General features: G+C 43.1%; 10 protein-coding genes. All 10 read left to right on the forward strand.

The window, feature by feature from the left end:
• Positions 1–38: 38 nt before the first annotated feature.
• Complete coding sequence (gene frr / locus JMX07_RS00820; protein WP_057759123.1) at positions 39–593, forward strand: ribosome recycling factor; 555 nt, start codon at positions 39–41, stop codon at positions 591–593.
• Positions 594–982: 389 nt separating this feature from the next.
• Positions 983–1,741, forward strand: a complete 759-nt coding sequence (gene uppS, locus JMX07_RS00825; RefSeq protein ID WP_201605451.1) for a polyprenyl diphosphate synthase — start codon at positions 983–985, stop codon at positions 1,739–1,741.
• 189 nt (positions 1,742–1,930) lie between these two features.
• A complete protein-coding gene (locus tag JMX07_RS00830) occupies positions 1,931–2,740 on the forward strand; it encodes a phosphatidate cytidylyltransferase (protein WP_201605454.1) in 810 nt (269 codons plus the stop codon).
• 179 nt (positions 2,741–2,919) lie between these two features.
• On the forward strand, positions 2,920–4,128 hold the full coding sequence (ispC, locus tag JMX07_RS00835) for a 1-deoxy-D-xylulose-5-phosphate reductoisomerase (RefSeq protein ID WP_201605456.1): 1,209 nt from the start codon (positions 2,920–2,922) through the stop codon (positions 4,126–4,128).
• A 96-nt stretch (positions 4,129–4,224) separates the two neighbouring features.
• On the forward strand, positions 4,225–5,601 hold the full coding sequence (gene rseP / locus JMX07_RS00840) for an RIP metalloprotease RseP (protein ID WP_201579405.1): 1,377 nt from the start codon (positions 4,225–4,227) through the stop codon (positions 5,599–5,601).
• Positions 5,602–5,863: 262 nt separating this feature from the next.
• Positions 5,864–8,263, forward strand: a complete 2,400-nt coding sequence (gene bamA / locus JMX07_RS00845; protein WP_201605459.1) for an outer membrane protein assembly factor BamA — start codon at positions 5,864–5,866, stop codon at positions 8,261–8,263.
• Positions 8,264–8,409: 146 nt separating this feature from the next.
• Complete coding sequence (gene lpxD, locus JMX07_RS00850; protein WP_201605462.1) at positions 8,410–9,426, forward strand: UDP-3-O-(3-hydroxymyristoyl)glucosamine N-acyltransferase; 1,017 nt, start codon at positions 8,410–8,412, stop codon at positions 9,424–9,426.
• Between the two features lie 52 nt (positions 9,427–9,478).
• Positions 9,479–10,015, forward strand: coding sequence for a 3-hydroxyacyl-ACP dehydratase FabZ (gene fabZ, locus JMX07_RS00855; protein WP_057759133.1), 537 nt, complete (start codon positions 9,479–9,481; stop codon positions 10,013–10,015).
• 172 nt (positions 10,016–10,187) lie between these two features.
• Positions 10,188–10,967: an acyl-ACP--UDP-N-acetylglucosamine O-acyltransferase gene (gene lpxA, locus JMX07_RS00860; RefSeq protein WP_201605465.1), complete on the forward strand. Its 780-nt coding sequence runs from the start codon at positions 10,188–10,190 to the stop codon at positions 10,965–10,967.
• Positions 10,968–11,268: 301 nt separating this feature from the next.
• On the forward strand, positions 11,269–12,621 hold the full coding sequence (locus JMX07_RS00865; RefSeq protein WP_191114912.1) for a sodium-dependent transporter: 1,353 nt from the start codon (positions 11,269–11,271) through the stop codon (positions 12,619–12,621).
• Positions 12,622–12,663: the final 42 nt, after the last annotated feature.

The raw sequence follows: 12,663 nt of genomic DNA on the forward strand, positions 1-12,663 counted from the left end.
ATAAAAAATTTGTCGGTAACGATAAATAAGGATACACAATGATTAAAGAGATTAAGCAAGACGGCGAAGCACGCATGCAAAAAACGTTGGAAGCGCTTGAAAGCACTTTCAGTAAAGTTCGTACTGGTCGTGCGCATCCAGGTATGTTGTCAGGTGTGATGGTCAGCTACTACGGTTCTGATACACCATTGAACCAAGTGGCAAGCGTAAACGTTGAGGACTCGCGTACCTTACTGGTTCAACCATTTGACCGTACGATGGTACAAGCAGTAGACAAGGCCATTCGTGAAGCAGATTTGGGCCTAAACCCAATGTCTGCTGATGTGATTCGTGTGCCAATGCCAGCATTAACAGAAGATACTCGTCGCGATATGCAAAAACTTGCACGTGGTGAAGCTGAGAGCAGCCGAGTGTCTATCCGTAATATTCGCCGTGACATGATGAATGATATCAAAGACTTGGCAAAAGAAAAAGAAATCTCAGAAGATGATGAGCGCCGCGCGAGTGATGACATTCAAAAAATCACTGACAAATACATTGAAACGATCGATGCTCGCTTAAGCAAAAAAGAAAGCGATTTGATGGAAGTTTAAGACTAATATACTTGTCATTTATAGCAAGAATCAGTTCGGTAGATTATCTGTAATTTAGCAGCCAATACTTTATAGCTATTGGCTGTTTATTATTGTGTAGACTGATATAGTTAATCCTCTATAAAAGAGTCGCAGCGTTAACCTCGATTGAAGTATCGCATATACATCTGAACTCGGTTGCCTGGTCTCTCTTTTAAACTGAATCAACTATATGCAGCCATATCTAGAACATGCCAAAAACGCGATTGATTAGACTTTGTTCATCGCATTCTGAACATTAAAAATTCACAATATAATTATGATAAGTTAGTGAATTATATAAATGGCACTTTTTATTCGCCGTTGCACACGTTATTATTATTTTACCTTAACAATAAGCAAGTTCGCCTATGTCCACTTCAGCCGTTTTGGCGCCCGCTATTCTTCCTCGTCATATCGCCATCATTATGGATGGTAATAATCGCTATGGTAAGGCCAATAATTTAGGCCAAGGTCAAGGTCATATAGCGGGTAAAAATGCACTAGATCCCCTTGTTGATTATTGTGTCAATACAGGCATTAAAGTGCTGACCGTTTTTGCGTTTTCTAGCGAAAATTGGCAGAGACCGCCTAGTGAGGTAGCATTGTTGATGCAGCTACTCACATCGACGATTCATGAGCAAATGCCGCGCATGAATGAGTATCGTATTCGCTTGCGTTTCATCGGTGACCGTAGTCAACTTAGTGAGTCATTACAAACGCTAATGGCTGATGCAGAAGAAAAAACGGCGAAGTTTGACGCAATGACGCTAGTGATTGCGATTAGTTACGGTGGGCAGTGGGATATTGCAAATGCAGCAAAACAGCTGGCTCAACAAGTTCAAGCTGGCGAATTAAAAGCTGAAGATGTCAGCGAAGAGTTGTTAGGTAATTACGTACAGTTAGCCGATACGCCAGCAGTAGATATGCTAGTGCGTACGGGCGGCGAGTATCGTATTTCTAATTTCTTATTGTGGCAATCTGCTTATGCTGAGCTATTTTTTACTCCCACATTATGGCCAAATTTTACAGCAGAAGAGCTGGCTTTGATGATCGCAGATTTTGCTAAACGCCAACGCCGCTTTGGCAAAACCAGCGAGCAAGTAGTGATAGAGCAGCAAGGTCACTGAGCAGTGAGTTGATAGATAAGTTTAGTCGGTTCAGTTCAGTTAGTATTGTATAACTGGTCAATAGGGTTGGTTTATGCAATGATAAACGGCTTGGATTAGTATTAAATGCTATCACTAGGCCATCGTTAGTTAGCTGCTATAATGCATTTTTTGACCATCTGTTCTTCATTATTATAAGGCTCGATAAGTATGTGGCAACGAATTAAGACGGCAATTGTTCTCGTTATTATCGTTGGTATTGCAATGTTTGCGAGCCAAACGCCTATTTTATTTGCACCACTGTTGGCCATAGGGGTCATTATCGCCGCTCATGAGTGGGCTAAATTGATGCCTAAATGGCGCCAACCTGCGGTATTCGTTCTATTGATTTTAGCGCTCACTATATTATCACTAATGTTCAAAGTGACTTGGTTGTTTTGGTGGGTGGCGTCACTCGTTATATGGCTGATGGCGCTGTCTTGGGTTCGAGTCTTCCCAACACAAACAAGATGGTACGGCAACCAATTGGCAATGATGGGCGCAGTTATTTTAACGGCATCTATTACGGCGATGTTCTATCTCTGGCAACTGTCGGCATGGTGGCTGCTGTATGTGTTCTTATTAGTATGGTGTGCAGATAGTGGCGCATATTTCGTTGGACGCAAGTTTGGTCGCCGAAAAATGGCACCCAATGTATCGCCCAATAAGAGCATGGAAGGATTGGCTGGTGGCCTCGTCACAGGGCTATTAGTTGTGGTAGCCATTAGCGTCTTTAAATTACAGCTGACGGGTGTACCGCTAATCGCATTTGTAGCGTTATCGGCCATCACTATTCTTGCCTCTGTACTTGGAGACTTGTTTGAGTCAATGCTCAAGCGCCGTGCTGATGTAAAAGATTCAGGCACTATCTTGCCAGGTCACGGTGGTATCCTTGACCGTATCGATTCTCTGTTGTCTGCTACACCGATATTTGCCCTTGGTTTTTGGGCGATACAGCAGCTTGGCTTGATAGTGGTATAAGATTATATAGCAGCACTTTTCTATTTGAACCTGTTCTGTAGTCAGTTCACCATAATATTGGTATAAGTCAGCCGAGAGCGAGCAATGCATTGGTATGGCAAGCGTGGCTATTAGCATGACAATTTTATAGTTAACAGACGATATTCTATTTTTATTATTTTTAAGTATCATGGGCATTGATGGTTATGACGCAACGCATCGCCGTACTAGGCGCGACAGGCTCGATTGGCGATAGCACTCTAGCAATATTAGCGGCGCAACCGCACACCTATGAAGTCTATGCTTTATCAGGCTATCATCGCTTAGATAAGCTATTTGCACTTTGTCAGCAGTTTTTGCCGAAACGCGTCAGTGTGCCGACGTCAGCCGTAGATGATTTTGCTAACAGGCTTAAAGCAGCGGGAATTGATAGTGATGTCGTAGGGGGCGAGGCAGGATTGGTAGATATTGCCACTGACTCACAAACTGATACGGTTGTAGCGGCGATTGTAGGGGCGGCAGGGTTGCCGTCTACATTGGCAGCAGCCCGTGCAGGTAAGCGTATCTTATTGGCCAACAAAGAAGCCTTAGTCATGGCAGGTAAGGTCATGATTGATGCGGTCAAGAAGCATAAAGCCACTTTGCTACCGCTCGACTCTGAACACAATGCCATTTTTCAATGCTTGCCACTTGCTATTCAACAAGACAATACGCAAATCCATCAGTCAAATCATGGTGTTCGTAAACTATGGTTGACAGCCTCTGGCGGGCCATTTTTGCAGCAGTCGTTTGAGCAAATGCAGCAGGCAAGCGTCGCACAAGCAGTCAAACACCCGAATTGGTCAATGGGTCAAAAGATATCTGTCGATTCGGCGACGATGATGAATAAGGGGCTTGAGCTGATAGAAGCCTGTCACTTATTTGATTTGCCTGAAGATAAGATAAATGTGGTCATTCATCCACAAAGTATCATTCACTCAATGGTAGAATATAGCGATGGGAGTTTTTTGGCGCAGCTGGGCAGTCCAGACATGAAAACGCCCATTGCGCACGCGCTTAGCTACCCTGATCGGATTGATAGTGGCTCACAGCCGTTAGACTTATTTGCACTTAGTGGTTTGGAGTTTATTGAGCCAGATCTACAAAAATTTGCCTGTTTGCGTTTGGCCCGCCAAGCCATGCAAGCCGGAACGCAAGCCACAATTGTGCTTAATGCGGCAAATGAAATTGCAGTGGCGGCGTTCCTCGATGGGAAGATTCGTTTGACGGATATTGCTAATATTAACGAGCAGGCCTTAAATGACATACAGCTGCCACCATTGAACGAAACTGCTGACATAGAAGATATATTGGCAATCGATAAGATTGCACGCCATCTGACTGATAAGTTGGTAGCAAATCTGACATAATCGTAGCAAGCGTCTCTGAGCGGATATATGACATTAATAAACGATATTAGCGAAAATGTTAGTAAAAATGCTAAGAGACAATACTGAGAAAAAATCATGACGTTTTTACTAACACTTCTTGCCGCCATATTTGTCTTGGGCCCGCTTATTGCCTTACACGAGTGGGGACATTATATTGTGGCGCGGCTTTGCGGCGTCAAAGTGCTAACGTACTCTATCGGTTTTGGCCCTAAAGTTTTTGGTTGGACCAGCAAAAAAAGCGGTATCGACTATCGTATCTCAGCATTGCCACTCGGCGGTTATGTAAAAATGCTGGATGAACGTGAAGGTAATGTCGCAAAAGATGAGCAGCACCTTGCGTTTAATCGGCAGCATCCGCTCAAGAAAATTGCTATCGTTGCAGCTGGCCCTATCATGAATTTTGTCATCGCTATCGCGCTATTTTGGGTACTATTTATGACCCCATCTGAGCAGTTGGCGACTAAGATTGGACAGGTACTACCAGATACGCCTGCTGCAATGGCACAGCTGCCAGTCGGCGATAAGATCGTGGCGATTGATGGACATGATGTGCAGACATGGGAAGGTATTAACTATCGCCTTGCAGGACGTATGGGTGAGACGGATAATGTCAGCATTACCTTGCAGTCAGATGCCCAAACCGATCAGTCGACTAAGACATATAAAGCACCAGTTACGCAGTTTATGCAAGGCGAGGCTCAAGGCAAAGACGCATTGACCAGCTTTGGTATGTTGCCGTGGCAGCCGCAGATTGCGCCGATTGTAGGCGGTTTGGCTCCCGATGGTGCCGCTAGCCGCCAAGGTCTAAAGGTTGGCGACCGCATTACTGCTATTAATAATGAGTCAATCGAAGATTGGATTACTGCCACGCGTATCATCCGTGATAATCCTGAAACGCTATTGAACTTTACGGTGTTGCGTGATGATAAGTCTGTACAGTTGCAGATTATGCCTCAAGGTAAAAAAGACAACTTGGGTAATGATTACGGACAGATTGGTGCGATGGTTGATCAGACTGAGATTGTGATTCCTGACGATTACAAGACTACCGTGGTCTACGGTCCTAGTGAGTCGTTAGTTAAGTCGTTTGAAAAGACTGAGCAGCTCGCGGTAATGACTGTAAGCTCGATGGGGAAAATGCTGTCAGGTATGATTGGTTTAGACAATTTATCAGGGCCAATTACCATTGCCAAAGTCGCCAAGCAAAGCTTTGATATCAGTTGGCAAATGGTATTATCGACAGCGGCGCTGATTAGCTTGAGTCTTGCTGTATTAAACCTTTTGCCAATTCCGGTATTGGATGGTGGACATATTGTTTATCATTTTATCGAGCTGATCCGTGGTAAGCCATTATCTGAAGGTGTGCAAATGGTCGGTCTAAATATCGGTTTACTCTTGCTGGCAGGTTTCATGGTGTTAGCAATTGGTAATGACATCAGTCGGCTATTTTGATCAACTGATGGGTAGTATGGCTTATAAAGCACGATATACTAATGGTTTTACGCCTATTATAGGCTGATTATTGTTATGATATACATGCTACTCTGTGTCGCAGCCTCTGTACTAATCGTAATTTTTAGTTTATTTTGTGATGCAATTTATATAAAGTGTTCTGAGTTACCCTTGCATAGGTTTATAACCTTATGCGCACGGGTTAGACAATACGTGCCTTTTAACTTAACTTAAGCAATTTTTTTATTGACGGATAGTGTTTATGCGTACGCCTTTAATTATGAGCGCGGCTGGGTTGCCGTTAGTTGTAGCGATGATGAGTATGCCAGTACAGGCTGCAGAATTTGTAGTAACTGACATCGGTTTTAATGGCTTACAACGTCTAACCCCTGATAGCCTCTATCCGGTCTTGCCTGTTACGGTAGGAGATACGGTGAATGATAGTAGCTTAGCTGCCAGTATTAAGGCGCTATATGCAACTGAGAACTTTGCTGATATTCAAAGCCGTGTTGAAGGTGGCAAGCTAAGGTTTGACGTCATTGAGCGTCCAACGATCGCTGAAGTTACCTTTGAGGGTAACAAGCTTATTCCAAAAGAAGGGCTTGAGCAGGGACTGAAGAATGCTGGCCTTTCTGCTGGTGACGTGCTCAAGCAGTCTACTTTGCAAGGTGTGGCCAATGAGCTACAACAGCAATATATTAGCCAAGGCTACTACAATAGTAATATCGAAGTAGATCAAACGGTACTTGATGGTAACCGCGTGAAACTTGACGTGCGCTTTGTAGAAGGCAAGCCTGCTAAAGTTGTCGATATCAATATCATTGGTAATAAGCACTTTAGTGATGAAGAGATTAAAGACGTTTTCGCGGTAAAAGAATCTTCATGGACGCGTCTATTATCTAAATCTGATCGTTACGCTCAAGAGAAACTGGCCGCAAGTCTAGAGAGTTTAAAGGCGCTGTACCAGAACGATGGTTATGTGCGTTTTTCAGTTGATAATGCCGTATTGAACATCAGCGAAGATAAAAGTAGTGTGTTTATCGAAGTCAGCCTAAGCGAAGGCGAACAATACCAGTTTGGCGAAGTGAACTTTTTAGGTAAACCTACTTTTGAGAACAGTGAGCTAAAAGAGCTGGTGAGCTTTGCATCTAATGAAAAATACTCGCAAGCAAAACTAGACGAAACCACTGCTTCTCTTAAGAGACGCTATGGTAACGAAGGCTACTACTTAGCCCAAATCAGACCAGTACCACGTATCAATGACGATACGAAAATGGTCGATGTCGATTACTATATCGACCCTGCACGTCCTATCTACGTTCGCCGTATCAACTTTACGGGTAATATCAAAACGCAAGACGAAGTATTACGTCGTGAAATGCGTCAGTTAGAAGGTACGCTGTCTTCTAATGACAAAATTCAGCTGTCACGCACGCGTTTGATGCGTACTGGCTTCTTTAAAAATGTCACTGTCGACGTTAAGCCCGTACCTAACCAGCCAGACCAAGTTGATGTGAACTATGTGGTTGAAGAGCAGCCTTCTGGTAGCTCAACGATTGCAGCCGGTTACTCACAAAGTGGTGGTGTGACTTTCCAGTTGGATTTGACTCAAAACAACTTTATGGGTACCGGTAACCGTGTCAAGGCTGCGCTTTCTCGTTCAGAGACACGTGACTCTTATAGCCTAGGTTATACTGATCCGTACTTTACAGAAAACGGTGTTTCTCAAGGTATCAGCGGTTATTATCGCAAAACCAAATATGATGACGATAATGTTAGTAACTATGTGACCGATTCATATGGTGCGACGCTGAACTATAGTTATCCTATTGATGAAACCAAACGTCTTAGTGCTGGTCTAAATGTAGACAACACAAAGGTTCGTGGTGGTCGTTATCTGGGTATATCTAATGTTCAAGAGATTCTAGACGAGGGCGGCACACAAACATTTGACGATGATACTGATGGCGTTTCAACATTTAAAAACGACTATCAAACCTATAACTTGTTACTTGGCTGGGACTACAGCACGTTAGATCGCCCAGTATTCCCTACCAAAGGGATGAGCCATGCAATTGATGCAACCATCGGTCTTGGCGATGCCAACTACCAAAAGCTAACTTATAGCGGCAATGTATATTACCCTATTTATAAAGACGTGATCGCGCGTGGTTATACTAAGCTTGGTTATGGTAATGATTTACCGTTCTATGAAAACTTCTATGCTGGTGGTTATGGCTCAGTACGTGGCTATGAATCATCTACTCTGGGACCTAAATCACAAGTCTATTATGATGCGGTCAATGATCCAGACAACCAAACCTTTACCGCAGAAGAGGTTGGTGGTAATGCACTAGCAACGTTTGGTGCTGAACTAATTTTACCAATGCCGTTTAAAGGCGATTGGGCAGATCAGGTACGTCCAGTATTGTTTGCTGAAGGTGGTCAGGTCTTTGACACGTCTGATAAAGAAGATCGCACTTTTAATGACTCAGATGTTCCATTGCTGACTCAAGATAATGACTTCCGTTACAGTGCGGGTGCCGGTATCACTTGGTATACGCCAATTGGTCCAATCTCACTTAGCTACGCGGTACCATTTGGTGACAAAGAAGGCGATGAGACCGAAAAAGTCCAGTTCCAAATCGGTAATACATTCTAAATTAATGACATCATTCTCATCTATTTGAGCAGTTTCGAAGATTGTCTCAAATGGACGGAAATATCATTAGAGCTTAGTAGGTCGTCAAAACGCATTGTTATTTTGGCGACCGTTTCATTTATAACCATATTTTATTAATAGTCATTATGATAACGATTGAGCAACTCATTACTCGAATTGAGCAGCGTCAGCCTATTATTAATAAGGCTGAGATTGATACTGAGCAATTGTGTCAACCATTCAGTAGCGTCGGTAGTTTGACGACGGCCGATCAGCAGCAGTTAAGCTTTTTGGCAGATCCTCACTATATTTCTAGCTTGGCGAGCAGTGACGCAGGGGCAGTGTTGGTGACGGAAGCATATCGTGACCAAGTGCCTAATTCAGCGATAGCGTTAGTCGTCTCAAATCCATATTTGGCTTATGCCAGTGCCAGTCAGCTGTTTGCACGTCATTCTTTATCTAACGGGATTCATCCTAGTGCTGTGATTGCAGACAGTGCTGTTATTGGCGAGCAAGTCAATATCGGTCCTTTTTGCGTGATTGGTGACAATGTGCAAATAGGGGCGCGTAGCGCACTCGATGCTCATGTCGTGGTTGAGGCCAATACCAGTATCGGTAACGATTGTGTGATTAAGTCGCAAGTCGTTGTCGGGCCTGAGTGTGTCATTGGCAATCACGTTAGATTGCATGCAGGGGTAAGTATCGGATCTGAAGGGTTCGGGTTTGCCCCGACTAAAGATCCTAGTAACACAGGTTGGGAGCGCATTGCCCAGTTAGGCCGTGTCATTATTGGTGATTATGTGAGAGTTGGTAGCCAGACGTGTATCGATCGTGGTGCTATCGATGATACCGTTATTGGCAATCACGTTATTATTGATAACTTGGTACAAGTTGCGCATAACGTCCGTATTGGTGACGGCACTGCTATTGCTGCTCAAACGGGCATTGCGGGTAGTACTACGATAGGTAAGCGCTGTATAATAGGCGGCGCTGTCGGTATCACAGGACATATCAAGATTACAGACGATGTTGTTCTATCTGGTATGACCATGGTAACCAAATCCATTAAAACCGCTGGCTCATATTCATCTGGTACGGCTGCAATGCCAACTGCTAATTGGCGACGTGCTGCTGTACGTTTTCGTCAGCTGGGCAATAACTAATGCAAACACAAACAAATAATAGATATTCAAAACACAGCAAGGAAGCGTCATTATGAGCAATAACAATATAGATATCCCAACTGATGAAGACGTTAAAAGCTTGGCTGAGCAAGGTCTTACGCTACCATTGACGTATCATACGATTAAGCATTATTTACCGCATCGTTATCCTTTTATGCTGGTAGATCGTATTGTAGCTTGTACCCCAGGCGAGTGTATTACTGGTATCAAAAACGTGACTATTAATGAAGAGTTTTTTAACGGTCACTTTCCTGATGAGCCGATTATGCCAGGTGTATTGATGGTAGAGTCAATGGCGCAGGTGTCAGGGGTGCTTGGTTTTATCAGTGCAGGACTGACGGCAGAAGACGGTTACCTCTATCTATTTGCAGGTGTGGATAAAGTCCGTTTTAAACGTCGTGTAATTCCTGGTGATCAGCTTATCATTCGTGCAAAAACCGTGATGCAAAGACATGGTATCTATAAATTTGATTGTACTGTTCATGTCGAAGATGAACTGGCTGCTAGTGCGCAAATTATGATTGCACGTCAAGAGCAACAAAAACCTGCTAATACGAAGGGTGCTTAAGTTTTTAATAAGCCATACTGTACAAAGAGCGATATTAATTCGCTCAATATAATTGCAATAAACAGCTATATGTAAATTCAACAACACAACTGGTATTAGCTTCGTTAGTAACACTGAAATAGCGATACTTTCTTATTATTTACTCGCATCAAATGATACAAGGGCCCATCTTATGAGTCAGATTCATCCTACAGCACTCATCTCACTGTCCGCGCAGATTGACGAAACTGCTATCATCGGGCCCTATTGTATCGTTGGTGATGAAGTATCAATTGGTGCGCATACGGTTTTGCATAGACATGTAGTTGTGACTAAGCTGACTCGTATTGGTCAACACAATGAGTTTTATCAATTTTCTAGTATTGGTGAAGATCCTCAAGATTTGAAATATGCAGGTGAGCGTACTTGGCTTGAAATCGGCGATCATAATACGATTCGTGAAGCCTGTAGCTTACATCGCGGTACAGCGCAAGATGGCGAGCTGACTAAAATCGGTAGTCATAATCTACTGATGGTAAACACCCATGTCGCACACGATTGTGTCATTGGCGATCATAACGTACTGGCTAACAATGTTGGTGTGGCAGGGCATGTGACTATCGGCGACCATACCATCATCGGTGGCAACTCAGGCATACATCAGTTTTGTACAGTAGATGACTATAGCTTGATTGGCGGAGCCAGCCTCATTCTAAAAGATGTGGCTGCATTTACGATGGTGTCTGGCAATCCAGCAAAGGCTCATGGACTCAATATAGAGGGTATGCGCCGTAAAGGTTGGTCAAAAGAAACCATTAATGTATTACGTCAAGCGTATCGTACGATTTTCAGGTCAGGTTTGACTACTGCACAAGCGTTGGAAGTCTTACATAGTGAGCTATTGGCTAAAGAGCCAAAAATTCAGCTACTTATTGATTCCTTACAAAATAGCAGCCGCGGTGTTGTCCGCTAAAAAAACGTAACTCGATTAAAGATGAGTTTGACACTTTTAATCAGCTAAATTCTTATGGAATGAAGGCGAATTAGATAAAAGCCATAACTATTTGTTATGGCTTTTTATATTTATGAGCACTTGACTTTTTTGGTCGCTTAGCAGAAACTGAGCGTTTACGATATTGTAATCAATTCTTTCTTAATGTTGCTGGGCGTTTCACATCGATGCGTTTACTAAATAGTTCAACGGTAAGGCCGACTATTTATGTTGATCAAGGAAGATTATCAGTAACGTTAATTGAAGCACGAGGACGGAAAAAATGGCTATCAATAAACAAGAACATGCCCAATGGAGCTCAAGCTTTGGCTTCGTATTGGCAGCAGTAGGCTCAGCAGTTGGTTTAGGAAACATATGGAAATTTCCATACATGGTTGGCGAAAGCGGTGGTTCAGCTTTCGTTATTGCTTATTTGTTCTGTATCGCGCTGGTCGGTTTTCCAATATTAGTTGCTGAATGGTTAATTGGTCGACGTGGTCAAAAAAACCCAGTCAATACTTTTTCAGACGTAGCAGCGAATGAAGGTAAGTCACGTAGTTGGGGTATTATTGGTGCTACTGGTGTTTTGGGTGGCTTCTTAATTCTATCGTTCTATAGTGTGATCGGTGGTTGGGCGCTTAACTATATTACTAAAGTTGCAACAGGTAGCTTTGCTGGTCAAGACAGTGATTCTGTTGCTGCAACCTTTGATGCTATGCTTGCATCAGCTGGTACATTGACGATCTGGCATACGGTATTTATGATTTTAACCGCTGTCATCGTTGGTATTGGTGTGACAAGTGGTATCGAAAAAACAGCTAAGATTTTAATGCCATTATTGGGTGTAATTCTGTTCGTTATCGTCGGTTATAACGTGATGAACGGTGGATTTGGTGAAGCAGTTGCTTACCTATTTACACCAGATCTTAGCAAACTAACGGCTGATGTTATGCTTGCAGCATTAGGTCATGCATTCTTCACACTATCAATTGGTATGGGTATAATGGTTGCTTATGGTTCGTATTTGGGCCGTGAAGTAAACTTGCTAAAAACAGCACGTACCGTTGTTATTTTAGATACGGTTATTGCGTTGGCTGCTGGTCTTGCCATCTTCCCAATCATCTTTAGCAATGGTCTAGATCCTGCATCAGGTCCTGGTCTTATCTTTGTAAGTTTACCAATTGCTTTCGGTAGCATGGGTGCGGGCACTATCATTGGCGCATTGTTCTTCTTGCTTATTACCTTTGCAGCTATCACCTCATCTATCTCGTTACTTGAGCCAACCGTTGAGTTATTAGAAGAGCGTACGTCGATGAGTCGTACTGTATCGACTATCGTGGCAAGTACAGTAATCTGGTTGTTAGGTATTGCAGCACTGCTATCGTTCAACCTATGGTCTGACTTTACTATCATGGGTAATGGTATCTTTGATGCATTAGATAAGCTTACTAGTAAGTTCCTATTGCCTCTAACAGGTCTGGCTGCAATTGTATTTGTTGGTTGGAAAATGGATCAACGTAACATTCAGCAAGAGCTTGGTTTATCTAATGGTACATGGCAGCTGTGGCAAATCGTTGCGAAATTCATCGCGCCAATCGCTGTTATTGTAGTATTTGTGACGTCATTGATGGGATAGTAGTCAAAATAGACTCTACTTAAATCATTAAGTGATAATCAT

The organism is Psychrobacter immobilis, from assembly GCF_904846235.1.
Lineage (GTDB): Bacteria > Pseudomonadota > Gammaproteobacteria > Pseudomonadales > Moraxellaceae > Psychrobacter > Psychrobacter immobilis_C.